The 24,182-nt window shown below is 33.9% G+C and carries 18 protein-coding genes, 1 other RNA gene and 4 pseudogenes; 14 read left to right on the top strand and 9 right to left on the bottom strand.

All coding sequences use genetic code 11. The features are described from left to right. The first annotated feature begins 4 nt into the window (after positions 1-4). Positions 5-427, top strand: coding sequence for a protease complex subunit PrcB family protein (locus ACQ9BO_RS20780; protein WP_431242295.1), 423 nt, complete (start codon positions 5-7; stop codon positions 425-427). A 260-nt stretch (positions 428-687) separates the two neighbouring features. Here ACQ9BO_RS20780 and ACQ9BO_RS20775 read toward each other — a convergent pair whose 3' ends face one another. Together ACQ9BO_RS20775 and ACQ9BO_RS20770 are read right to left on the bottom strand one after the other, a co-directional pair. Next, positions 688-1,185 (bottom strand): hypothetical protein, encoded by a 498-nt coding sequence (locus ACQ9BO_RS20775; RefSeq protein WP_431242294.1) that lies wholly within the window; start codon positions 1,183-1,185, stop codon positions 688-690. Positions 1,186-1,352: 167 nt separating this feature from the next. Beyond that, positions 1,353-2,167: pseudogene (locus ACQ9BO_RS20770) on the bottom strand (UDP-2,3-diacylglucosamine diphosphatase); the annotation flags it as partial. 186 nt (positions 2,168-2,353) lie between these two features. Here ACQ9BO_RS20770 and aroC point away from each other — a divergent pair. From aroC to ACQ9BO_RS20750, 4 genes are all read left to right on the top strand, one after another. Continuing rightward, entirely contained in the window at positions 2,354-3,412 is a 1,059-nt protein-coding gene (gene aroC, locus ACQ9BO_RS20765; protein WP_431242293.1) for a chorismate synthase, read from the top strand. Between the two features lie 120 nt (positions 3,413-3,532). Then, positions 3,533-4,747, top strand: coding sequence for a dicarboxylate/amino acid:cation symporter (locus ACQ9BO_RS20760; RefSeq protein ID WP_431242292.1), 1,215 nt, complete (start codon positions 3,533-3,535; stop codon positions 4,745-4,747). A gap of 114 nt (positions 4,748-4,861) precedes the next feature. Beyond that, the gene (locus ACQ9BO_RS20755; RefSeq protein WP_431242291.1) at positions 4,862-6,841 is read left to right on the top strand and encodes an ATP-binding response regulator; all 1,980 of its coding nucleotides are present in this window, start codon (positions 4,862-4,864) and stop codon (positions 6,839-6,841) included. Then, positions 6,841-7,065 (top strand): response regulator, encoded by a 225-nt coding sequence (locus ACQ9BO_RS20750; protein ID WP_431242290.1) that lies wholly within the window; start codon positions 6,841-6,843, stop codon positions 7,063-7,065. Before ACQ9BO_RS20755 ends, ACQ9BO_RS20750 begins: the two co-directional genes overlap by 1 nt. On the opposite strand, the gene ACQ9BO_RS20745 is transcribed toward ACQ9BO_RS20750, so the two are convergent. Together ACQ9BO_RS20745 and ACQ9BO_RS20740 are read right to left on the bottom strand one after the other, a co-directional pair. Beyond that, positions 7,062-8,309: a DEAD/DEAH box helicase gene (locus ACQ9BO_RS20745; RefSeq protein WP_132988055.1), complete on the bottom strand. Its 1,248-nt coding sequence runs from the start codon at positions 8,307-8,309 to the stop codon at positions 7,062-7,064. The two genes, ACQ9BO_RS20750 and ACQ9BO_RS20745, sit on opposite strands and share 4 nt — an antisense overlap. Before the next feature lie 125 nt (positions 8,310-8,434). Beyond that, complete coding sequence (locus ACQ9BO_RS20740) at positions 8,435-9,481, bottom strand: formimidoylglutamase (RefSeq protein ID WP_431242289.1); 1,047 nt, start codon at positions 9,479-9,481, stop codon at positions 8,435-8,437. A gap of 96 nt (positions 9,482-9,577) precedes the next feature. Here ACQ9BO_RS20740 and ACQ9BO_RS20735 point away from each other — a divergent pair, with 96 nt between their 5' ends. Then, positions 9,578-10,456 carry a hypothetical protein gene (locus ACQ9BO_RS20735; protein WP_431242288.1) on the top strand — a complete coding sequence of 293 codons (879 nt, stop codon included), beginning with the start codon at positions 9,578-9,580 and terminating at the stop codon, positions 10,454-10,456. Positions 10,457-10,531: 75 nt separating this feature from the next. Here ACQ9BO_RS20735 and hutI read toward each other — a convergent pair. Beyond that, positions 10,532-11,769: pseudogene (gene hutI / locus ACQ9BO_RS20730) on the bottom strand (imidazolonepropionase). 106 nt (positions 11,770-11,875) lie between these two features. Further along, positions 11,876-12,927: pseudogene (locus ACQ9BO_RS20725) on the bottom strand (glutaminyl-peptide cyclotransferase). A gap of 88 nt (positions 12,928-13,015) precedes the next feature. Here ACQ9BO_RS20725 and ffs point away from each other — a divergent pair. The 5 genes and pseudogenes from ffs (at position 13,016) to ACQ9BO_RS20700 (ending at position 15,704) form a co-directional block, all read left to right on the top strand. After that, an RNA gene (gene ffs / locus ACQ9BO_RS20720) (signal recognition particle sRNA small type) lies at positions 13,016-13,113 on the top strand. A gap of 194 nt (positions 13,114-13,307) precedes the next feature. After that, positions 13,308-14,110, top strand: a pseudogene (locus ACQ9BO_RS20715) (SDR family oxidoreductase). A gap of 5 nt (positions 14,111-14,115) precedes the next feature. Continuing rightward, positions 14,116-14,322: a hypothetical protein gene (locus ACQ9BO_RS20710; RefSeq protein WP_431242287.1), complete on the top strand. Its 207-nt coding sequence runs from the start codon at positions 14,116-14,118 to the stop codon at positions 14,320-14,322. Positions 14,323-14,463: 141 nt separating this feature from the next. Further along, positions 14,464-15,120: a fructose-6-phosphate aldolase gene (fsa, locus tag ACQ9BO_RS20705; protein WP_431242286.1), complete on the top strand. Its 657-nt coding sequence runs from the start codon at positions 14,464-14,466 to the stop codon at positions 15,118-15,120. Between the two features lie 89 nt (positions 15,121-15,209). Next, positions 15,210-15,704: a hypothetical protein gene (locus tag ACQ9BO_RS20700; RefSeq protein ID WP_431242285.1), complete on the top strand. Its 495-nt coding sequence runs from the start codon at positions 15,210-15,212 to the stop codon at positions 15,702-15,704. A gap of 112 nt (positions 15,705-15,816) precedes the next feature. Here ACQ9BO_RS20700 and ACQ9BO_RS20695 read toward each other — a convergent pair whose 3' ends face one another. The 3 genes from ACQ9BO_RS20695 to ACQ9BO_RS20685 form a co-directional block, all read right to left on the bottom strand. Next, positions 15,817-17,271 carry an MFS transporter gene (locus tag ACQ9BO_RS20695; RefSeq protein WP_431242284.1) on the bottom strand — a complete coding sequence of 485 codons (1,455 nt, stop codon included), beginning with the start codon at positions 17,269-17,271 and terminating at the stop codon, positions 15,817-15,819. A gap of 176 nt (positions 17,272-17,447) precedes the next feature. After that, positions 17,448-18,149 (bottom strand): LytR/AlgR family response regulator transcription factor, encoded by a 702-nt coding sequence (locus ACQ9BO_RS20690; RefSeq protein WP_431242283.1) that lies wholly within the window; start codon positions 18,147-18,149, stop codon positions 17,448-17,450. Then, on the bottom strand, positions 18,139-19,191 hold the full coding sequence (locus ACQ9BO_RS20685; protein WP_431242282.1) for a sensor histidine kinase: 1,053 nt from the start codon (positions 19,189-19,191) through the stop codon (positions 18,139-18,141). The genes ACQ9BO_RS20690 and ACQ9BO_RS20685 overlap by 11 nt, the downstream gene beginning before the upstream one ends. Positions 19,192-19,453: 262 nt before the next feature. On the opposite strand from ACQ9BO_RS20685, the gene ACQ9BO_RS20680 reads away from it, so the two are divergent. Genes ACQ9BO_RS20680 through ACQ9BO_RS20670 form a run of 3 tightly spaced genes read left to right on the top strand, consistent with a single transcriptional unit; the run spans position 19,454 to position 24,168 of the window. After that, complete coding sequence (locus ACQ9BO_RS20680) at positions 19,454-20,104, top strand: carboxypeptidase-like regulatory domain-containing protein (RefSeq protein ID WP_431242281.1); 651 nt, start codon at positions 19,454-19,456, stop codon at positions 20,102-20,104. Continuing rightward, entirely contained in the window at positions 20,058-22,643 is a 2,586-nt protein-coding gene (locus ACQ9BO_RS20675; protein WP_431242280.1) for a SusC/RagA family TonB-linked outer membrane protein, read from the top strand. Before ACQ9BO_RS20680 ends, ACQ9BO_RS20675 begins: the two co-directional genes overlap by 47 nt. A 10-nt stretch (positions 22,644-22,653) precedes the next feature. After that, a complete protein-coding gene (locus tag ACQ9BO_RS20670) occupies positions 22,654-24,168 on the top strand; it encodes a SusD/RagB family nutrient-binding outer membrane lipoprotein (RefSeq protein ID WP_431242279.1) in 1,515 nt (504 codons plus the stop codon). Positions 24,169-24,182 lie beyond the last annotated feature (14 nt).

Here is a 24,182-nt window from a genome sequence, read left to right as displayed (position 1 = left end):
ATGAATGAAAAAGGTAATTTCAGTTTTAGCAGTTTTTGTTTTGATTTCCTGTGGCGCAAAAAAGACTTCGGGTTCGACAGCTTTATATGAAGTTTTGACTGAACAATCGGATGGCGGCGGAAACATCAAATTTTTTGAAATTTTGACGGAACCGAACGAAATTAAAATGCTTGAAAATGATCCGCTTTTGGCTGGTAAAATGAAACAGGCTGATATTAACAATTCAAATTATGTTATTTTGAATATGGGCGAAAAAAATACCAGCGGTTATTCTATTGGAGTTGAAAAAGTAGAGGAAACGGATAAAAATATTATTATCACGGTTAAAGAAAATAACCCAGCACCAGATGCAATGGTTATGCAGGTTATTTCATATCCTTATACTGTGGTGAAAATTCATTCTAAAAAAGAGATTATTATTAAGTGATTTTAGTACTTAGTAATTAGTGAAAAGTAATTAGTTATTAGTTATTAGTTATTGGTTATTGGTTATTGGTTATTGGTTATTGGTCATTCGTTATTAGTCAGATGTCAGGCTGAGCGGAGTCGAAGCCCTCGCAATCCAAACGCCCTTCTCCCGAAGTCTCGGGACGCTCAGGGTGACAATAGTTATCAATTTAAAACACAAAAAAAACCTGTCGCTATTAAAACGACAGGTTTTCTTTTACAATTATTTTTTATTTTTATTTAGAATTTGAATTTGATTCCTAAACCAACATCAAATCCAAAGTTATCATCATCGTAATATCCAGAACCAATTTCTGGTCTTGCGTCTAATGATAAAAGAATTGGCACTTCTTTGAATCCATACTCAATTCCTATATCTCCTGTCGCAAAAACATACGTTCCGCTGTCATTATATTTGGTGTTTCCGTTGTAATAATCGTGATCCCAAGCGGCAAGTCCACCACCAACACCTGCGTACCAGTTAAAACCGCCATCTATATTCCAAACCCATTGATAAAGTGCTACACCTTTGATCGCATCAACGTCACTGCTGTTTCTCCAGCCTAAATCAAATTCTAGTCTGTTTTTTTGATTCAATCCTCTTTGATAAGATACTTCTCCTCCAAAACCGTTATTGTCGCCTAAACGCAAACCTAGTGCGTTTTTCGCAATGTCTTGTGAATGAGCCGTAAATGCTAAACCTAATAGCATAATGGCTGATAAAATGATTTTTTTCATAAAAATGATTCAATTAATTTTTTTCAAATGTATAACTACAACTATGTAGAGAACGTATAAAATTTTTGAAAATTGTTATATAATTTACATTTTTTTGAAATAAACCTTTGTTTGAAGGTGTTGTATGGGCTATTTGGTTGGGAATTACAAGGTTGAAGATTATTTTTTTCCATGATAGAAATCAACAATTGTGAAGTTAGGTTGTCTTCCATTTCAAATAAGTTTTCTTCTTCAGTAAAATTGCTTTCGGCATAAGAATACATTTTCCAGCGTTTTTTATGATATTCTAATGCGGTCAAGTTTTCGACCCAGTCACCTGAATTTAAATATAAAGTCGATCCGTGACGGTTTTCTTTAGTAATGATTTTTGGCTCATGGATATGTCCGCAGATTACATAATCGTATTTTTTTCGATAGCCAAATCTGTTGCGGTAGTTTCAAAATCTGAAATAAATTTTACCGCTTTTTTGACGCTGGCTTTAATTTTTTTAGAAAATGAATAAGGTTCACGCCCCAATTTTGATAAACACCAGTTGGCAAAACGATTGGAAAGAATCAAATAATCATAACCTAATCCTCCTAATTTTGCGATCCATTTTGAATGTTGGACAGAAGCATCAAAAACGTCTCCGTGAAAAATCCATGCTTTTTTGTCGTCTAATTCCAAAACTAATTTATCGACTAAAGAAAAATTTCCCATATTCATGTCGGTGAATTTTCGAAGAATTTCATCATGATTTCCGGTAATGTAATACACTTTTGTCCCTTTAGAAGCCATTCCGATGATGCGCTGAATCACTCTTAAATGGGATTTTGGGAAATACGATTTTCGGAATTGCCAAGCATCAATTATGTCTCCGTTTAAAACAAGTGTTTTGGGTTTTATGCTTGATAAATAGTTGTTTAGTTCTTTGGCGTGGCTTCCGTAGGTCCCCAAATGAACATCTGAAATTACAACCAGTTCAACATTTCTCTTTTTCAATTTTTCTTGATTTGAAGTTTAACAAATAAAAGAAACAAACGCTGGATTTATTTTATCAAATGGTTATCAAATGAGCTCCAATTTTAATAAATTATGATTTTTGAACTCGTTAACCTTAAATTAATAATCACAATTTTATATTTTTTAATTTAATTCATAAAACTTACATTTGCTAAAACTAAAAACATGGCAGGAAATAGCTACGGCACATTATATAGAGTTACAACATTTGGCGAGTCGCACGGTGAAGCTTTAGGCGGTATTATTGATGGTTGTCCATCAGGAATTCAATTGGACTTTGAAGCAATTGAAGTTGAAATGGCGCGAAGAAAACCTGGACAATCAGCAATTGTAACGCAAAGAAAAGAACCAGATGCAGTTCAGTTTTTATCTGGAATTTTTGAAGGAAAAACAACAGGAACTCCAATTGGTTTTATTATTCCAAATACCAATCAAAAATCAGACGATTACTCTCATATTAAAGATAATTATAGACCAAGCCACGCTGATTATGTATATGACCAAAAATATGGTTTTCGTGATTACAGAGGTGGTGGAAGAAGTTCTGCACGTGAAACTGCAAGCCGTGTAGTTGCTGGAGCGATTGCAAAACAGATGCTTCCTGAAATTAAGATTAATGCTTACGTTTCTTCTGTAGGTCCAATTCATTTAGATACTCCTTATCAAGATTTAGATTTTTCGAAAATCGAAAGCAATCCGGTTCGTTGTCCAGATGAGAAATCGGTCGCGATTATGGAAGAGTATATTCGTGATATCCGCAAACAAGGCGATACTGTTGGAGGTGTTGTTTCATGTGTTATTCAAAATGTTCCGGTTGGTTTAGGCGAGCCAGTTTTTGATAAATTGCATGCAGAGTTAGGAAAAGCAATGCTTTCAATAAATGCAGTAAAAGGCTTCGAATACGGAAGTGGTTTTTCTGGATCAGAAATGAAAGGAAGCGAACACAATGATTTATACAATCCTGACGGAACTACAAAAACAAATCTTTCTGGGGGAATTCAGGGAGGAATAAGCAACGGAATGGATATCTATTTCAGAGTAGCTTTCAAGCCTGTTGCGACAATTATGCAAACTCAAGATTCATTAGATAATAAAGGAAATATTACACCAATGACAGGCAAAGGACGCCATGATCCTTGTGTTGTACCTCGTGCGGTGCCAATTGTTGAGGCAATGGCCGCAATTGTTTTGGCTGATTTTTACTTAATCAACAAAACATATTAATAAAAGTTAAGACAGTGAGGGTCTTAATATTTTAATCTAAAACAAATAATTAATGCAACAAGTTACAGAAACTAAAAAAAATCATTTCTTTCAGGATTAACAGGACAGATTATTGTCGCAATGGTCTTAGGGGCTACTTTGGGGATTATACTGCATGCAACGCTTTCTCCTGAAGGCGCGCAATCTTTCAGCGACAAAATTAAAATGCTGGCAACTATTTTCATTCGATTGGTTCAAATGATTATTTCGCCTTTAGTATTTACTACTCTGGTAGTAGGAATTGCTAAGCTTGGTGATATTAAAACAGTTGGAAGAGTAGGCGGAAAGGCCCTTGGGTGGTTTTTTACAGCATCATTTATATCATTGCTTATTGGTTTATTTTATGTAAATATTCTTGAACCAGGAGTAGGTTTGAAATTAGGCCACGTTGATATGACAGCGGCGGCGGAAGTAACTGGGAAAACTAAAACGCTTTCTGTAGAGAATTTTGTTGAGCATATCGTTCCAAAAAGTCTTTTTGAAGCAATGGCAACTAATGAAATCCTGCAGATTGTTATATTTTCAATCTTTTTCGGATTAGCGGCGGCTTCTATAGGAAGTCCTGTAAAACCTGTAATTAATGCGCTAGACAAAGCTTCGCATATCGTATTGAAAATGGTGAATTATGTAATGAACTTTGCTCCAATTGGAGTGTTTGGTGCTATTGCGGGAGTTTTTGCCATTAGAGATGCTGAGGAATTAGTAATTACCTATTTCAAATTCTTCGGATCGTTTTTAGTTGGTATCAGCACTTTATGGGTTGTATTGATTGGGGTTGGCTATATTTTCTTAAAAGGAAGAATGACCGAATTGTTAAGACGTATTGTTGGGCCATTGGCGATTGCTTTTGGAACAACTAGTAGTGAAGCTGTTTTTCCAAAATTGACTGAAGAATTAGAGGATTTTGGTGTAAAGGATAAAATTGTTTCTTTCATGTTGCCACTTGGTTATTCATTCAACTTAGACGGAAGTATGATGTACATGACGTTTGCCAGCATCTTTATTGCTCAGTTTTATGGAGTTCATTTGGATATTCCAACGCAAATGGTAATGCTTTTGGTTTTAATGCTTACTAGTAAAGGAATTGCGGGCGTGCCGAGAGCAAGTTTGGTAGTTGTTGCGGCTACATGTGGAATGTTTGATATTCCTGTTGAAGGAATTGCATTAATTTTGCCGATTGATCATTTCTGTGATATGTTCAGAAGTGCGACTAACGTGCTAGGTAATGCATTAGCAACTTCTGTTGTTGGGCAATGGGAAAGTAATAAAGAAATAGCGTCTGGCTTAGAAGAATAAAAGCCCAATTTTAGATTTATTTCACTGATTTTTATCAGATTAAAGTATAAACAAATATTAAAGAAAGCTGTATTTTTATTTTAAATACAGCTTTTTTTATTTTTAAGTGTATATTTGGGAAAATTAGCCATTTATGCCCCGAATGCGGATTTTTTTCTTCTGATCTTTTTTCTGAATTGTGTTAGCAGTTCGGCATTCACGCAGTCTGAAGCTATTTCTGAGGCTAAGATAAATAAGCTTGTTAAACAAGCATGGGATGATTTTAAAGATTCAAATTTTGAAAAATCATTGATTACTTCTCGAGTTGCATTAAATTATGCAACAACCATAAAAAACAATGTCTTAATAGCGAAGTCGTATAAAATAATTGCTGGTAATTACAGCGAATTGTCTGAGTTTGATAAAGCTATTTTTTTCTACAATAAAAGTTTGTTTTACGCTAATAAAACAAACAATGATTCGATAAAATATAGTTTGCACAATAACTTAGGAAATCTTTATTGTTTTGAAAAAAAGCAGTTTGATAAAGGAATTTCATATTATAAAAAATCAATAGCTTACAGTTTAAAAATTAATGATATTGACCAAGTATATTTTACCAACGTCAATATTGCATGGGCTTATTTTGATGTCGGAAAATTTAAAGAAGGTTATCCTTATTTAAAATTCGTTGGCAATAATATTGAGAAATACGGCGATGAATCGACAGAGATTGTGGTAAATATGCTCAACGGAATGTATTCATCTTTCAAGAATGAGAATGATACAGCAAATGCCTATTTTTTGAGTGCAATTGCGGCAGGAAAAAACGGCAACGAAAAATCAGATTTGTCATATGCGCATTTAGAGTATTCCAAGTTTTTGCTCAAAATCAATAAATATAAGGAAGCTTATGAAAATCTTACGCTTTATAATCAAATAACGGAAGAATTATACAATCAGGAAAAATTAAAAAAAGCCTCTACCGCAGGTTTCAATCTTGAACTTGATGAATATAAAAGGCAGATTGATAAAATCGAAAACGAGAAAATCTCGCAATATCAAAGTCTTAAAAAATCGCGTATAATTGTGATTTTGTTTGTTCTCATCTCGTTGATCTTACTTATTTTGATTGTTACGTTGATCAAAAATATCAGATTTAAAAAGAAACACAATTTAGAGCTTCTTAAAGCTAAAGAAATTGCTGAGGAAGCCTCTTTGCTCAAAACACAATTTATTTCGACTATAAGCCATGAATTGCGTACGCCGCTGTATGGTGTGGTTGGGATTACTAATATGCTTTTAGAAGAGCATAAGGAATTGTCAAGAAGCCAGCATTTAAGTTCGCTGAAATTCTCTGCTCGGTATTTGCTTTCTCTTGTAAATGATATTTTGCAGATAAACAAAATTGAAGAAAATAAGGTAGTGCTGGAAAACTTGACATTTAATATTTCTGATGAAATTATGATGATCAAAAATTCGCTTTCTTTTTTATCTCAGAAAAACAATAACAAAATAAATGTTTATATAGACCCCAATATTCCTGAATATTTGATAGGCGATAAGTTAAGGCTTGCGCAAATTTTGATGAATTTGGTCAGCAATGCTTTGAAGTTCACCAAAAATGGAGAAGTTGAAGTAAAGGTTGATCTTTTGAAAACAGACGGAAAAAATCATTTCTTAGATTTTCTCATAAAAGATAACGGTATCGGGATTGCAACTGTTGATCAAAGCAAGATTTTTGAAAAATTTGTTCAAGTTGGCCGAAAAGATGAAGATTATCAAGGAACAGGACTTGGTTTGAGTATCGTAAAACGTTTGTTAGGATTGTTTGGAAGTACAATTACTTTAGAAAGTGATTTGGGACAAGGGACTTCATTTTCGTTTGTAATTCCGTTTGAACATGATCCTGAAAAAACGATAAAAATTATCAATGAAATTGAAGTGGATCTGACCTCAAATGAAGTTCATAAAATTTTGATTGTCGAAGATAACCGCATTAATCAGCTGGTAACGAAGAAAATTATTGAGAAGAACAATTATGACTGTAAAGTGGCAGATGATGGTTTTGGCGCATTGGAGATTTTGCAAAAGAAAGTTTCGATCTTATTTTAATGGATATCAACATGCCATTGATGAACGGATTTGAAACCAGTAAAAGAATTCGTTTGCAGGGTATCAAAACACCAATCGTTGCTTTGACAGCTTTTGATAAAGACGAAATAACCGATGAGGCAATATCATCAGGAATAAACGATATTATAATCAAACCTTTTGAGCCTGTTAAGCTCTTTAAAATTATTAGTTATTTGATTGAAGAAGCAAAAAACGCTGGTTAGTACCAGCGTTTTTTATTTTTCTTAGAAGTATTTGATTTTCTTGATTTGTGAGCGCCTCCGCTTCTGTTAGAGTTTTTTGGTTTTTCACCAGCTCCAGGACTTCCAGAATGCCATTGATAAGGATGTTCACTAATTATTTTGACATCAACTTTTATTAGTTTTTTAATGTCTTTCCAGTAAGGTTCTTCGTCTTTTCCACAAAATGAAATCGCAATTCCTCCATTTCCTGCACGTCCTGTACGGCCAATTCGGTGTACGTAAGTTTCAGGAATATTAGGCAAATCAAAATTGATTACATAAGGAAGTTGTTCAATATCAATTCCTCGCGCCGCAATATCGGTAGCGACCAAAACGCCAACTTCTTTGTTTTTAAATGCATCTAAAACGCGCTGTCTTGCATTTTGCGATTTATCTCCGTGAATTGCCTCTGCCGGAATATCTTTTTTGCGAAGTGCTTTTACAACATTATCAGCGCCATGTTTAGTTCGTGAAAAAACCAAAACATTTGATAAGTTTTCTTCTTTAATTAAATGATAAAGCAAGTTTCTTTTTTCGGTTTTGTCAACGAAATAAATGCGTTGTTCTACATTTTCTGCGGTTGATGAAACAGGCGAAACTTCAACTTTCTCAGGATCTTTCAAAAACATTTCGGCCAATTCGCGAATAGCTATCGGCATTGTTGCAGAGAATAATAAAGTCTGACGATTTTTTGGCGTTAGCTTTACAATCTTTTTTACATCGTTTATGAATCCCATATCCAGCATTTGATCGGCTTCGTCCAAAACCAAAGTATGCAGATGGTCAAAATCAAGAAAGCCTTGTTTGTGCAAATCAAGCAATCTTCCCGGAGTTGCAACCAAAATATCGACTCCGTTTTTTAAGGTTTCAACTTGCGGATTTTGCGAAACGCCTCCAAAGATTGTTAATTGTGTTAAATTGGTGTATTTGCCGTAAGTGTCAAAACTTTCTCCAATTTGCACGGCAAGTTCGCGAGTAGGCGTAACGACAAGTGCGCGAATTTGTTTGGCTTTTTTTGATGAACCTACAATTCGGTGTAACTGATGTATGATTGGGATTGCAAATGCGGCTGTTTTTCCTGTACCTGTTTGCGCACATCCAATTAAATCTCTCCCTGATAAAATAATCGGAATAGATTGTTCCTGAATTGGAGTGGGATTTAGGTAGCCTTCTTCAAATACGGCTCTTTGTATACTTTTTGAGAGTGATAAATCTTCGAATAACATATCTTAAGTGTTAAGAATTTAGTTTTTACTACTAAAAATTCTGTGCAAAGATAGGTTTATTCGATCAAACGTTTATTTGATTCTTGTATTATTTGGGAAATGTGTGGTTTTAAGCCAGTTGAAGTTCAGTTGGATTTTTCTTTTTCGTTGTTTGCTTTTATGAAATCGGTAATCAAATAACCAATTAATTTTCCAATCAAATTGTTGTTTGGAGAATCGGCTAAATCTGGCGCTCCTTCACAAATATGCAAATAAGTAGCGTTTTTATGTTGTCCGAAGAAAGAAACAAACTGGCGTAGCTCTTCTACAGAAAAACCACTGATAGTCATGGCGGCGCTGGCAATATTTGGGATAGCGTCCAAATCAATTTCTATTCCGAAAGAATCATTTTGAATAAATCCTAAAGCCAAAGCCATTTCTCGGTTAAAATCTTTTTCTTTGCGAATGTTTACACTGTCATATGTATTATAACGCACACGATCTTCTAGTTTTTTGATGATATCCAAAACACTTTTTGAAGTATAATTTTCGTGAAGCCCGAAAATGAAATATTTTTTCAGAAAACCTTCTTCATAGGCATATGAAAATCCGTTTCCGCTATGGCGTCCTTCTAAAATTCTAAAATCAGAATGTGCGTCAAAGTTGATTGCATTTATAGGTTTTCCTTTGGCAAGAGCCGAACCTTTGATATTTCCGTAAGCATTATTATGGCCTCCGCCAATGATAATTGGAGTTTTTCCCGCTTTTATAATAGTGAAAATAATATGAGAAACCTCTTTGTCAATTTTTTCAACAAGCTGGCTTAGTTTTGATCGATCGTCAATGTCATTAAAGTCTAGATTTTCGACATCTCGCATTTCCTGCGCAACATTGATTTGTCCTAAAACAATGATCTGGCTTCCTTTTGAAAAACGATTATGCTGAATATTGGCAATGCTTTTTATAGCATTTTCCCATGCCGATGCAGTACCTGGACGACCGTAATTTGCGCGCACGCCAATATCTTCAGGAATTCCTAAAAGTACATATTTAGCCTCACTTTCAGTCAAGAATTTTACTTTGTCAGCCTCTTTAGGAATGACAATCATTTTCTCGCCGAATTTAATTTCGCCGCTTCGGTGATTTGTGACTTTAGCTAAATCATTAACAGTAAAAGGAATTAATTTCTCCATATAAAAAAATATTGTCCAAAAATAATATAATTGTGTCAACATACGTTATTAAGATATATTAATTCTTAAATTTGTTAATAAAGAAAATTATTAAATATGGAAAACCCAAAGAACAACAACTCAAGTCTAAAGGCGGTAATCGCAGTTTTAGCAGTCCTACTGATTGGTAGTTTAGTGTATATTTTTAAATTATCTTCTGATACAGAAGTGGTTAAAACTGAGCTTACCACTACAATGACAGAAAAAGAATCTGTTATGAAGGATTTACAAGAATTAAAAGCAACTTATGATGCCGCAATTGCTGAAAATACTTCAATGTCTGATGAATTGATTCAGGAAAGAGATAAAGTAGTAGCTCTAATGGATGATTTGAATAAATCAAAAGGAGATGTTTCTAAATACAAATCTCAAGTTCAGGCAATGCAAGCAAAAATGAAAACTTTAGTTGCTGAAAATGACGAACTGAAAAAACAAAATGGTGTTTTAACTACTCAAAGAGATAGTACTATTGTAGTTTTGGGAGAATCTAAAAAATACAACGAAGTATTAGTTGGTCAAAACGAAGAGCTTGCTAAAACGGTTGAAAAAGGTTCTAAATTATCTATTTTGAACACAAAAACTGCGACTTACAAATTGAAAAGCTCTGGAAAACAAATTGAAACAGATAAAGCAAGCCGTGCTGATGTGTTGAAAGTAAGTTTTACAATTGCTGAAAATTCTATCGCAAAATCTGGAGATAAAACATATTATGTTCAAGTTATTGATGCTAAAAACAATGTTTTAGGAGAAAAGAAAACAGAAAGTTTTGGCGATAACTCTTTAACGTACAGTTTTAAAACTACAGTTAAGTATGAAAATAAAACTGTAAATGTAACTGAAGATCTTCCAGGTAAAGATTTTGCAAAAGGAACTTATTTTATCAATGTTTTTGATAATGACGAATTGGTTTCTAAAACAAGTTTCAGTTTGAGATAATTTGTCGTCAGGGATAATAATACCACTTTGATATTAAAGGTCTGTGAGTTTTCACAGACCTTTTTTTATGGGGTTTTATTCTAAAATTTTTCCTTCTAAGAAAACAGATTCAATCAAATTGCTTCCAAAAGCGTATGGAATTTGATAGTAAGAAGAAATTGGTTTTGTCAGGATTAAATTTGCTTTTTTCCTTTTGTGATGCTTCCATGTGTTTCTGAAAGTCCCATTGCATAAGCGCCATTTATTGTTGTCGCGTTTATCGCTTCTTCTGGCGTCATTTTCATTTTGATGCACGCTGTTGCCACGACAAAATTCATATTTCCAGATGGAGTAGAGCCAGGATTAAAATCTGTGGCTAATGCCAATGGAAGTCCAGCTTTTATCATTTCTCGTGCAGGCGTGTACGGAATGCTTAGAAAATATGAACAAGAAGGAAGGGCAACCGGCATTGTTTCTGATCTTTTTAAAGCCTCAATATCTTCTGGATTCATTACTTCAAGATGATCTACTGAAAGTGCGTTAAATTTAACTCCAGATTGAATCCCTCCAATTGAATTGAATTGATTGACATGAATTTTTGGCTTTAAGCCAAAATCAATTCCCGCTTGCATGATTTTTTCTGTTTCTTCGACCGAAAAATAACCGCTTTCACAAAATACATCTATATATTCGGCTAATTTGTCTTTGGCAATTTCAGGAAGCATTTTAGTAATGATTTCATCGATATAGCCAGCTTTGTTTTCTTTATAATGCGTTGGAAAAGCATGAGCGCCCAAAAATGTAGCTTTAATGGCAATTGGATAATTTTCGGCCAACTTTTTAATCACACGAAGCATTTTTAATTCGCCTTCAATCGTTAATCCGTAGCCTGATTTTATTTCAACGGCTCCAGTTCCCAAATGCATTACTTCTTCTAATCTGTGCTTTGATTGTTCGTAGATTTCTTCTTCAGAAGTTTCATTCAGTTTTTTAGCCGAATTTAAAATTCCGCCACCACGATTGGCAATTTCTTCATAAGAAAGTCCGTTAATGCGATCTACAAATTCCTGTTCGCGGTTTCCCGCATAAACAATATGAGTGTGGCTATCGCACCAAGTTGGAAGAACTACTTTTCCAGTTGCGTCAATTGTTTTATCTGCTTTGATTTCAGGAAGATTATCCATAGAACCAAAATCTTCAATAAGATCATCATTTAGGATTAAAAAAGCATTCTTTATTGAAGGAAGTTTTGCCATTTCAGAACCTGAAACTTTAGGAATTGAAATTTCACGTACTTGGAGTAACTCTTGTATGTTTTTGATTAAAGTAATCATTATGTAGATTTAGTATTTTGAGAATGTTATAAAACACAAATTTCACAAATTATCACGAACTCATCCGTGAAATCTGTGAAATTTGTGTTTTGAGTTTTACTTTGATTTATTCTGAAACAGTGATTTCGAACATTTTGCTCCAGTTTTTACCAGTTACAAAAATGGTTTTAGTTTTAGGATTATAAGCAATTCCGTTTAAAACATCATCTTTAGTAATGTCACTCATGAATTTGCGCAGGCCAGACATGTCTAAAATTCCTTCAACCGCTCCAGATGTTGGGTTTACAACTGCAATAGCATCTTTTAGCCAAACGTTTGTATAGATTTTTCCGTCAATCCATTCCAATTCATTAATAGCTTTTATTTTAGATTCACCAGAATAAACATTGATGTAATCAATCATTTTTTGTGTAGCTGGATCCATTTTCCAGATTTTTTCTGTTTTATCTGTTTGATAAATGTATTTTCCGTCATTTGTCATTCCCCAACCTTCAATATCTTTGTCGTAAGCAAAAGTTTTTTCAAGTTTTAAAGTGTTGGCATCATAAATAAAGCCTGTTTTTTCCTGCCATGTCAACTGGAATAATTTTCCATTAATGAAAGTGATTCCTTCGCCAAAATACTTCGAATCAAGATCGATCTGTTTGAAGACTTTTCCTGTTTTATAGTCATATTTTCTTAAATATGAAGTTCCGTTTTGTCCTGTACTTTCATATAAAGTGTCTTTGTAAAACTCTAAACCTTCTGTAAAAGATTTTTTGTCGTGCGGATACGTATTTACGACTTTGTATTTTAATAATTTTGGCTGAATATCCGAAACTAATTCAATTCGTTTAGTTGCATCAGAAGAATCAGAACCAAAATAAACAGTCGCTTTCAAATATTGATAACCCAGTTTTTGATCTTTTAATTCAAATTTGAATTTTTCTGCACCTTTTGTACTTCCCACTCTTTTGTCATTAATAAAGTAGGCAATACTGTCGATTTCTTTCGATTTTGGATTCAAAACTCCAATCGAAACCGCTTCTTTTTGGGTAAAATGAGCCGGAAAAGCAAGATCATCAATATTAAATAAAGAATTTTCACCTTTATTTTTTCTCCACATCCAACAAATGTGATTCCTAATAAAATGACAGCTAGGAAGTTATATTTTTTCATAGTTTAAAATTTGAATAAGCCAATATACAACGATATTTTTATAGCAACAAAGCTCTTGCAAAAATATAAAAAGATTGTATATTTGCACCGGCAAGTCCTACACGACCAGCTCCTGCAGACTCCCCCAGGATGGGAACATAGCAAGGGTACGTGGTTGAGCGGTGCGATGTAGGTCGCTTGCCATTTTTTTTTTTTTTTTTCGTTATTAAGATTCTTTTTTAGAATTCATATAAATCTAATCTTCCTTCGGGGAGATTTTTTTATTTTTGGACTTTTTGGAAATAAAATCATTTAGCAAAAGTTATCATCGTTTGACGCGTGAGTAATTTTTGATTCTAGAAATACTTTTAACTTATAACATTTAACATCTAACAAGAAAAATGAATAAAGTTGTTTTGATTACCGGAGGATCGTCAGGGATTGGAAAATCAATTGGTGAATTTTTGCATAAAAAAGGCTATGTCGTTTATGGAACGAGCCGAAATCCAGAAAAAGTACTTAATTCTATTTTTCCGCTTGTGGCTTTAGATGTTAGAAATTCGGACTCAATAAAAAGTGCTGTAGCTAAAATTTTAGAAATTTCAGGAAGATTGGATATTGTGATTAATAACGCTGGAGTGGGTATTACGGGACCTTTGGAAGAAATTCCGATGGAAGAAATCAAGAACAATTTTGAAACGAATTTTTTGGTCCAATTGAAGTAATGAAAGCTGTTTTGCCACAAATGCGTGAACAAAAATCAGGATTGATTATAAATATTACTTCTATCGCGACTTATATGGGATTGCCTTACAGAAGTGTTTATTCGGCTTCAAAAGGTGCTTTGGAATTGATTACCGAAGGATTAAGAATGGAAGTAAAGCAATTTGGAGTTGAAATTACAAATGTTGCCCCAGGCGATTTTGCTACGAATATTGCCGCAGGACGTTTTCATGCACCAGTAATAAAAGGTTCTGCTTATGAAAAAGTGTACGGTGATACTTTGGCAACAATGAATGAGCATGTTGATGCAGGAAGCAATCCAAATGAAATGGCTGAAGCTATCTATAAAATCATTCAGACTAAAAAGCCAAATGTGCATTATAAAGTTGGTGTTTTCATGCAAAAGTTTTCGATAGTCTTGAAACGAGCACTTCCAGATAAAGTCTATGAAAAAATGCTGATGAATCATTATAAACTTTAAATGTTATGGAAAAAATAACGGAGTTTTTGCCAACGATTATTGGAGCATTATTTTTAATCGTTATTTGGTTTGTCATTCGTAAAATACTTGGCGCTTTAAGTGACAAGATTAATAATGCCGAATCTTATAAAGAAGATACTTTGAGAGTTCTTGAAGAAATTAGAGATGAACTAAAAGAATTAAACAAAAAGAATTCTTCCCGACAATCATAAACCGAAAATTATTGCTATTTGTGGTTATTTTGTGAATTTTGATATAATTTGGAAATTGCTTTAAAATTTAAAACTGTTATTGGCATTGATTTCGTAATTTTGCACGGAATTTTTCAACACACAATTATAAATATATAGATTATGAAATTTTTTATTGATACAGCTAACTTAGCTCAAATTAAAGAAGCGCAGGCTTTAGGTGTTTTAGATGGTGTAACCACTAATCCATCATTGATGGCAAAAGAAGGAATTACCGGAAAAAACAACATTTTGAAGCATTATGTTGATATCTGTAATCTTGTTGAAGGTGATGTAAGTGCAGAGGTAAATGCATTGGATTATGATGGAATGATCAAAGAAGGTGAAGAATTAGCTGAATTGCACGATCAAATCGTTGTAAAATTGCCAATGACGAAAGAAGGAGTTATGGCAACAAAATATTTTTCTGATAAAGGAATCAAAACAAACGTAACTCTTGTGTTTTCTGCTGGACAAGCTTTATTAGTCGCAAAAGCTGGAGCAACGTATGTTTCTCCGTTCGTAGGACGCTTAGATGATATTTCAACTGACGGTTTGAACTTGATTCAGGAAATTAGAGAGATCTACGATAACTATGGTTACGAAACTCAAATTTTGGCGACTTCTGTACGTCACACAATGCATATCGTAAACTGTGCAAAAATTGGTGCTGATGTTATGACTGGACCATTATCTGCAATCACTGGTTTGTTGAAGCATCCTTTGACTGATATAGGATTAGCGCAGTTTGTTGCTGATTTCGAAAAAGGAAATAAGTAATAATCAGGTTTTTATAAAATATTTAAATCGTCTTTTTTATTGAAAAAGACGATTTTTTTACTTTTATGTAAACGTAAAAAGAAATATTTATGAAAACCATCTTAGTTTTAGTTTCGTTTTTTGTTGCGACAATATCGATAAATGCGCAAGCCAAAGTTTTAACCAGTGTTAATGATGCAGGCGATGTGGCTACTTATGAGCTGGATTGTACAACCAAGTTTCAGTCTCTGGCAAAAGGTCTTCGTTATAATATTACCCGACATGAGTTTAAAGGACCAGAACTTAAAAACAGTTATCGGCTAATGTTAGTAATGGATGGTTTTTATTCTAAAACACCAAATAAAGAAATGACTATTTCGGCTGTATTGACTGACGGAACTGTTATTGAAGCGAAAAAGATTATTGAAGATGACGGCTTTTTTGATGGCGCTTGTACTTTAAGGGTTAAAGATCCTAAAGCGCTTTTAGCGGCTAATATAGATAAGGTTATTGTACATGCTGATAAAGACGTTGTTTATAAAATTTCTGAGCAGAGTAGAGCTATTTTTAAGAAGAATCTAGAGAATATTATTAATGCTAAATAAGATTCTGAGTTGCTGAGGTTCTGAGATGCTAAGTTTTGTCTTTATAGAATAAAAAAGCTCCCATTTTAAATCAAATTTAAATGGGAGCTTTTTTTGTTTTTATCTAGTGTTTTTAGTGGCCTCCAGAAAGTTTTTTGTCAAAACTGATTCCTTGTTTTTTAAGAATCGAGCTTACACTCCAAGCATAAAACGCTAAGTATGCAAAACATAAAACTCCTACTAGGTAACTAGCGTGAATACCGATTGATTCAGAAACGAAACCTTGTAACCAGCTGATAACTCCACCACCCATAATCATCATGATCAAGAAACTACTTCCTTGGCTTGTGTTTTTTCCTAATCCGCTTACTGCTAAAGTAAAGATACATGGCCAAAGTGTACTGCAAAATAAACCAACACTTGTAAAAGCATATATACTCACGATACCTGTAGTTGACATTCCAACTGCTAAAGCTACAATTCCTAATGCTGAAAATATAAGCAACATTCTAGCAGGATTTCCTTTACTAGCAATATCTGCGGCAATTAATACCAAAATGATTAAGCCGTAAATGTAAAAAGGTGTTAAATCATGTTTTGCGATCGCATTTACAGCTAAGAAAACTCCAAAAGCTAAATAAGGTGCCACAAAACGTAATATTTGCTGTAAACTGGCTTTATCTGTAAAAGCTTCGATAGCTCCAGTCCAACGACCAATCATTAAACTCGCCCAGTAAAGAGAGATATAAGGAGAGATTTCTTGTAATGTATAAAGTACGCCAGTTTTTGCATTGATAAGAGATTCCATGTAAGCAGGCAAGTTACTTGCGGTTGAAACTTCTACACCAACATAAAGAAAGATTGCGATCATTCCCATTACTAATTGTGGATATTGTAATGCAGAACTTTTTGTATGTGAACCTTCTGCGACAATTTCTTCTTCAATCAAAGCAGGTCTGTCTGGCAATGAAGAGAATTTTAATAAAATAGCAACTAGTAAAAATGCTAAACCAAGTATTAAATAAGGGATTTTTACACTTTCGATACTTAAGGTCGATGCTCCAGTGCTTGATCCAAAAATAGCAAAAGTTACAATTAATGGTCCAATTGTAGTTCCTAAATTGTTAATTCCTCCAGCTAATGTCAATCTTTGTGATCCTGTTGTGATTGGTCCTAGCGCAATTGCTAATGGATTGGCAACAGTTTGCTGTAATGAAAAACCAAGTGCTACAATAAATAATCCAGATAACATTAAAGGAAAAGATCCTGTGTTTGCCGCTGGATAAAATAATAAAGTTCCAAATGCAGAAATTAGCAAACCTAATGAAAGACCATTTTTATAACCAATTTTATTTACTAAATCTTCTTTGATTAAAACTGAAACTCCCATGTAAATCAAGGAACCAACTGTATAAGCAATGTAAAAAGCTAATGATACTAATTGACTCTCGCCTTGTGATAAATGAAAAGCTGTTTTAAAAACGGGAATTAAGATGTCATTGCTGGCCGCAACAAATCCCCAAAAGAAGAATACGATTACCAATGGGATGAACTGTCCCCACTTGGTTTGTAGATTTTCTGAACTCATAATTGTAATAAGGTTAATTTTTTATTATAGTGTTTTTTGAAGACCGTAAATATATTTGTTACGAATAGCAAAAAAAATAAAAAGGCACAAATAATGTTAAATTTAAACAAACAACATCATTTTTTCAACAATGTGTTAGTTTTAACTTAGTTAGCAAATAAAAAATGTAATGAGATTTATTCCAGAATTTTGTTTTTTACGTCCTTACTGTAGTTTCTGCCAATAGGAATAGTGTAAGATTGTATTTGAATGCGGTTTCCTTCGATCGATTTTACCTTATTTAGTGCAATTACGTACGATTTATGTATGCGTAAAAAGCGATCAGCGGGCAATTCTTCTGATAAAGATGTTAGAGATTTATGCGTAATATAGGTTTTGTCTGGAGTGACTACTTTTATATATTCCTTCATTCCTTCAACAAAAAGAATTTCTTCAATATTAATTTTCATCATCTTTTTATCGACTTTGATGAAAATATGAGAATCGCCTTTTGTGGCTTCAACTTTAATATTGTTTTTAAGATTGTATTCGGTAGTGATTTTGTTGATACATTTTATGAATCTTGGCAACGGAATTGGTTTTACTAAATAATCCAAAACATCAAGATCATAACTCTCAGCAACAAATTCCCTAAAAGCGGTTGTAATAATGACTTTGGTTTTGTTTTCGATGAGGCTAATCAATTCAAATCCCGTCATCATTGGCATATTGATATCTAAAAAAACAGCATCAACAGGTGTACTGTTTAAAAAATCAAGTGCCTCCAGAGAATTATTGAATGTAGCAACAACTTCAAAATCTGGAAAATTAGTAAAATAATTTTGCAGAACTTTGATAGCTAATGGTTCATCGTCGATCAAAACGCATTTAATCTTCATTACGAATAGGTATTTGCAAACGTATTATATAGTAGTTCAGTTTTGTAGCCTGTTTTAAGCTGAAATTATTCTTGTAAATTAATTTCAATCTCTTTTTGGTATTGATTAATCCAATTCCTCCTTTTGGATTAAGATTTTGTGAAATTACAAAATTATTTAGGATTTCAAAATCTAACAATTTGTTGTCGGTAACTTTACAATTTATCTTGATTTTAAGGTTTGGATTGTTTAAAGCACCGTGTTTAAAAGCGTTTTCAACTAATGATATGAAAATTAGCGGAGGCACCACAACATCTTCAATATTTGATTCCAGATTAATGGTAACTTCTACATTTTCAAATCGGAGCTTTTCGATTTCGATGTAATTTTGGATGTAGTCGATCTCTTTAATTAAAGGTACAAACTTGGTTCCTTTGACATCATATAAAACATATTCCATCAAGTTGGATAATTTGATGATCACATCTGGAACTTTATCTGAAGATTCTAGAGACAATGCGTATAAATTATTCAGCGTATTGAAGAAGAAATGCGGTTGTATTTGATTTTCAAGATATTTTAATTTGATCTTGAATTGATTTTCTCTTAAAGATCTGTTTCGTTCACGTTCTCGGAGCCAGGTTAAAGTCAAATATACAGACGATGCCATTGCCAGAACATACAATTCTCCAATACAAACAGCAACAATGTGATTCAGTTCAAATGGATGATATTCGCGATTAGCTTCTGGCCAAATATTTTCGGATATTATATAATAGGTAAGTGCAGTTTTGCATAAATACATTGCAAATAAACTCAGCAGAAGCAAAAAAGTATATAGGATGTATTTTTGTTTTAAGACAAATCGCGGTACTAAAACAAAGAGATTGAAATATACTAAAGGAATGACTAATGCAAATTCAATCGAATTTGATTTGAAAGCATAAGGATAATCATTAAAGTATGCTCCCCATCTTAAAAAATTTAAAGTAAAATAAATGCTCCAAAACCAGATATGATTTTGAATCTTGATATTGAACTTTAGTTTTTGAATTTCCTTCAACTTTACTTGGGTTAGCTTTTTGTGCAAATTTTAATTATAGTGCAACTTTAAACAATTAGTAGTTAAAACGCAATTCTTTTGAATAAAAAAACGTAAAAAAAGTTAAATGATGCTTAATTTCAACGAGATAACGTTTTCGTAAAACATAATGTTGAATGATTTGTGTTGTTTGTTTAAGGTTTTTTGCTGTTTGTATAAATTGTTTTATTTATGTTAAAATTAACAATAAATTTAGCGCATAACTAAAAAAAACCATGAAAAAATGAAACAATTTGTATTAATCTTTGTGATTTTTCTCGCCTCGCAGTTTGCGAATGCACAGGCGAAAACTATCAAAGGTTTGGTAAGCGATGAGAGCGGATTGCCGTTGCCAGGAGTAACTGTATTAGTTCAAGGTAAAAAAACCGTAACTCAATCGGATTTTGACGGAGTCTATACGATTCAGGCATCTACAGGAGATGTTCTTGTGTTTTCGTATATCGGAATTAAAACTAAAAGTGTTACTGTTGCAGGAGCTACTACAATCAACGTTGTACTTACTCCTGATGCACAAAATTTAAATGAGGTAGTTGTAACTGCATTAGGGATCAAGAGACAAAAGAAAGAATTGGGTTATGCAGTTCAGGATGTCAAAGGAGAACAATTAAACAAAGTAATTACAACAAACGTTGCTACAGCGCTTTCAGGTAAAGTAGCCGGTGTTGATGTATCTATTCCAGCAACAGGTGTGGGAGGAAGCACGAGAGTTATTATTAGAGGTATATCAAGCATAGGTGAGAGTAATCAGCCACTTTATGTTGTTGATGGTGTTCCAATTGATAACTCTGGTTTGAATAATGATCAAGCGGCTACAAGTAAATGGTTTGATGGGAGAGATAGTGGAGACGGTATTCTCGAGTATCAATCCAAATGATCTTGAGAGCTTGACAGTTCTTAAAGGTGCGGCGGCGGCGGCACTTTACGGTTCTAGGGCTTTAAATGGGGTAATTTTAATTACTACTAAAAAAGGTAGCAAAGGAAAATTACAAGTTGAATTAACAAGTGGTGTGAGCTTTGACCGAGTAAATGCTAAATACAGTGACTATCAAACGGAATATGGTACTGGTTCAAACGGAATTTTGCCAGATCCAAATAAAGCTCCTACCGAAATTTACGGATATACTACAAACGCTTGGGGACCTAAATTCTCTGAAACAGTAGGACAACAGGTTAAAATATTTGATGGTTCAATGCGACCTTATGCTAAAGTAGATAACAATATTCAAGATTTCTTTAAAACGGGAGTTACAACATCAAATGGAATTGCGCTTTCAGCAGGAAGTGATAATGCATTTGTTCGTTTTGGATTCAATAGTCTTAAAAATGACGACGTGATTCCAGAGTCAGGTTTAGAAAGAAACAACGCGACTTTGAATGGTACTATTAAATCGGATAAATTTACTTTGGATGCCAATGTAAATTACATTGCTGAAAATACCAACAACAGACCAGGTTTGGGAGATTCACCAAATAACGTTGGATATTCATTAAGCGGTTTAGCACCAAATATTGATCAGGCTTGGCTTAAAAATTCTGTAAATCCTGTAGATGGTTCAATGTATCAGTGGAATAACAATGTGTATTTGTTGAATCCGTATTGGGTTGTAAACGAAAATCATAATGCTACTGTAAAAAACCGTTTTATTGGTAATGTTACAGGAACTTATCAGGTTAAAAATTGGTTAGCATTAACATTCAGAACAGGTTTGGATACTTATAATTTTAATTCTAAAGATTTTATGGCTAAAGGAAGTACTTGGCCAGGAAGAGATTTAGGTTATCTTGGATTAGAAAATATTACAGTTTCTGAACAAAATACTGACTTTATTGCGACGTTCAGCAACATAAAATTAGCTACAGATTTAACGCTTTCTGGAATTTTAGGAACAGGAAGAAGAGATTTCAGAAGACAGCAAAATTCTAGATTCGGAACAAATATTATTGAGCCGGGTACAGAATATATCAGCAATTTCTCTAATCAAACAGAAAATGCGCCACAAGACACTAAAACAAGAACAAATTCAATTTACGGCTCTGCTAAGTTTGATTACAAAGGATATTTGTATGCTGAGTTTACAGGAAGAAATGACTGGTTCAGCGTAATCAATAAAGATGCTTTTTATCCAGCGACTTCGTTAGGTTTTGTTTTCTCTGATGCGTTTGATATTAAGAGTGATGCTTTCTCTTACGGAAAATTCAGAGCATCTTGGGCACAGGTTTCAAATGCGCCAGGGGCTTATAAAAATGCTTTAAATTATACTACATATTCTGCTTATAACGGAGGTAGTGTTGTAAACATTAAAAATACTTCGGCACCAAATCCTAATTTGACGTATCAATCTAAAACTGGAATTGAGTTTGGACTTGAAACAGCTTTCTTCAAAAACAGATTAAAAGCTGATATTACAGTTTACCGTGAGGATACTTCAGATCAAACAATTGATTTGCCTTCTTCTGCGACTTCTGGTTATGAGTACATTTCTGTAAATGCTGGTAAACTTCGTAACGAAGGTATCGAGATTTTCTTATCAGGAACGCCAATCAAAACTAAAGATTTTGAGTGGGGAATTGATTTGAACTTTTCTAAAAACAAAAATTCAATTATTTCTTTGCATCCTGATATTGACACTTATACTATTTCTGAAGCTCGTTGGGCTGGTGTTGCGATTGTTGCGCAAGTTGGAGGTCAATACGGAACTATTATTGGTAAAGATTTCCAAAAAACGCCTTCTGGAGAAAATATAATAGGAGCAAATGGCCTTCCGGTTTACACAGATACTAAAGTTGCTTTAGGAAAAGGACTTCCAGACTGGGCGACAGGTTTGACAAACCGTTTTTCTTATAAAGGATTTACGTTTCAATTTTTAATTGATATGAAATTTGGAATGGATGTTTATTCTATGACAAACTCACTTGCGGCACAAAAAGGACTTCTTGATGTTACTACAGAAGGTAGAGATGCTTATAATGCGGCAAGAGCACAAGCAGTTGCAAATGATCCTAACTTTAGCCAAGCAACTTGGATTCCTACAGCAGGTTATGTTGCAAACGGGGTAGTAAATACTGGAACAGAAGCTAATCCTGTTTATGTGAAAAATACAACTCCTGTAAATCCGCAAGATTACTGGAACTCAGTTTTCAACAACACACCAGCGCCATTTATTTATGATGCTTCCTATGTGAAATTAAGAGAGGTAAGTTTAGGTTACCAAATTCCAAAAAGTGTATTTGGCGGAGCAAAAATCAACTCAATTTATGTTTCGGCTTTCGCAAGAAATTTATTCACTTTCAATAAAGACTTGCCAAACATTGATCCAGAGTCGATGTACACTTCAGGAAATGGACAAGGTTTTGAATATGGTTCATTGCCATTCAGAAGATCGTATGGTTTTAATCTTAAAGTTACATTCTAAAAAAGAAATTATGAAATTTAAACAAATAATAGCTTTATTGGCAATATTTACGCTGGTTGGCTGTACAGAAAATTTTGACGAACTGGAAAAAGATCCGGTGGCGTTATCTGCAAATCCTGCAGGACAACTTACGTTTGCGCAATTGTGTATGTCTGGTGACGGTTATTACCAATGGAGAGCCAACTTGATTTATTCAGGAGGATTTGTACAGCATTATGCAGGTGCATGGAACGTAACGGAGTTTGGAAGCAAATTCAAGAAAAATGATGATTATGCTACTGCTTTATGGAGAAATGGTTACGCCAATGAATTAAAAGGAGTTGTAGATATTATTGAGAAAACCTCTGGTGATCCAACTTTAGTAAATATGAATGCTGTAGCAAAAATTATGAGAGTAATGATTATGCGGCGTGTGACGGATCTTTATGGTGATTGTCCTTATTCAGAAGCCGGTTTGGGTTTCTCTAAAGGAATAGTTACGCCTAAATATGATAAGCAACAAGATATTTATAATGCCTTTTTTAAACAATTAGAAGAAGCATTTGTACAGTTGAATGATGGTGGAGGTGCAATAAAAGGCGACCAATTTTATAATGGTGATGTTTCAAAATGGAAAAAATTAGCGAATACAATGCGTTTGCGTTTGGCAATGAGGATTTCAGAAGTAAGTCCTGCGGAAGCTGAAAAACAAGCAAAAGCGGCGTTTGCAAATGGTGTTTTCCAAAGCAATGCCGATAACTGTTTCATGAAATGTTTGGATTACCCTTTTAATGATACACCAGGTGCACTTGATTTTAGAGGAAACGGACTTTCATATGCTTTTATTGGGAATGAAAACGGAGATCACTTTAGTTCATTAATGATTGATTTTTTAAGAAACAATGGCGATCCAAGATTGACAATGCTTGCTACTCCTAAAACTGGAAGTTCAAATTGGGGGCCTCCAGGTCCAGGCGAAGAGCTTTATGTTGGTAACACGCCAGGAGTTTTTCAGTGGGAAATGCCAGGTGGATCTAATGCAATTTCAGGAATTCAGCCTTATCTAAAATTAAAAACAACTCCTTTTTTGCATGTTAGTTATTCAGAATCACAGTTATTATTAGCCGAAGCCGCGTATAGAGGTTGGGTTACAGGTGTCGCTTCTGATTATTATAAAAAAGGAGTTGAGGCTGGTATTAGACATCTAGCAATGTACGGTGCTACTTTGCCAACTCAAGTCGCGATAGATACTTACTTAACTAATAAGCCTTTAGTTGCAGGAAAAGAGAAGGAGCAAATTGCAACACAGCTTTGGGTGACTTATTTGTTGAATAGTATTGAAGCGTATTCAAACTGGAGAAGAACTGGATTCCCTAAATTATTACCAATAACAAATCCAGATTCAGAAACCGGTGGCGTTGTGCCAACGCGTTTGTATTATCCAAATGACGAAGCGCAGAAAAATGGTGTGAATTTCCAAGAAGCTGTGGCTAGAATGGGTGGCAAAAATGAATGGACAAACAAAGTTTGGTGGGATGTAAACTAAGTTAAGATCTCAAA

This window comes from Flavobacterium sp. P21, from assembly GCF_050632225.1.
Classification (GTDB): Bacteria; Bacteroidota; Bacteroidia; order Flavobacteriales; family Flavobacteriaceae; genus Flavobacterium.
Note: the sequence above shows the minus strand (reverse complement) of the source record. Positions and strands in the feature narration are given on the sequence as shown.

What these genes read in the sequence shown, in the direction of transcription:
- ACQ9BO_RS20780 (WP_431242295.1), top strand. Translation starts at nt 5, where the DNA reads ATGAAAAAGGTAATTTCAGTTTTAGCAGTTTTTGTTTTGATTTCCTGT.
- ACQ9BO_RS20775 (WP_431242294.1), bottom strand. Translation starts at nt 1,185, where the DNA reads ATGAAAAAAATCATTTTATCAGCCATTATGCTATTAGGTTTAGCATTT.
- aroC (WP_431242293.1), top strand. Translation starts at nt 2,354, where the DNA reads ATGGCAGGAAATAGCTACGGCACATTATATAGAGTTACAACATTTGGC.
- ACQ9BO_RS20760 (WP_431242292.1), top strand. Translation starts at nt 3,533, where the DNA reads ATGGTCTTAGGGGCTACTTTGGGGATTATACTGCATGCAACGCTTTCT.
- ACQ9BO_RS20750 (WP_431242290.1), top strand. Translation starts at nt 6,841, where the DNA reads ATGGATATCAACATGCCATTGATGAACGGATTTGAAACCAGTAAAAGA.
- ACQ9BO_RS20745 (WP_132988055.1), bottom strand. Translation starts at nt 8,309, where the DNA reads ATGTTATTCGAAGATTTATCACTCTCAAAAAGTATACAAAGAGCCGTA.
- ACQ9BO_RS20740 (WP_431242289.1), bottom strand. Translation starts at nt 9,481, where the DNA reads ATGGAGAAATTAATTCCTTTTACTGTTAATGATTTAGCTAAAGTCACA.
- ACQ9BO_RS20735 (WP_431242288.1), top strand. Translation starts at nt 9,578, where the DNA reads ATGGAAAACCCAAAGAACAACAACTCAAGTCTAAAGGCGGTAATCGCA.
- ACQ9BO_RS20710 (WP_431242287.1), top strand. Translation starts at nt 14,116, where the DNA reads ATGGAAAAAATAACGGAGTTTTTGCCAACGATTATTGGAGCATTATTT.
- fsa (WP_431242286.1), top strand. Translation starts at nt 14,464, where the DNA reads ATGAAATTTTTTATTGATACAGCTAACTTAGCTCAAATTAAAGAAGCG.
- ACQ9BO_RS20700 (WP_431242285.1), top strand. Translation starts at nt 15,210, where the DNA reads ATGAAAACCATCTTAGTTTTAGTTTCGTTTTTTGTTGCGACAATATCG.
- ACQ9BO_RS20695 (WP_431242284.1), bottom strand. Translation starts at nt 17,271, where the DNA reads ATGAGTTCAGAAAATCTACAAACCAAGTGGGGACAGTTCATCCCATTG.
- ACQ9BO_RS20690 (WP_431242283.1), bottom strand. Translation starts at nt 18,149, where the DNA reads ATGAAGATTAAATGCGTTTTGATCGACGATGAACCATTAGCTATCAAA.
- ACQ9BO_RS20680 (WP_431242281.1), top strand. Translation starts at nt 19,454, where the DNA reads ATGAAACAATTTGTATTAATCTTTGTGATTTTTCTCGCCTCGCAGTTT.
- ACQ9BO_RS20675 (WP_431242280.1), top strand. Translation starts at nt 20,058, where the DNA reads ATGGGAGAGATAGTGGAGACGGTATTCTCGAGTATCAATCCAAATGAT.
- ACQ9BO_RS20670 (WP_431242279.1), top strand. Translation starts at nt 22,654, where the DNA reads ATGAAATTTAAACAAATAATAGCTTTATTGGCAATATTTACGCTGGTT.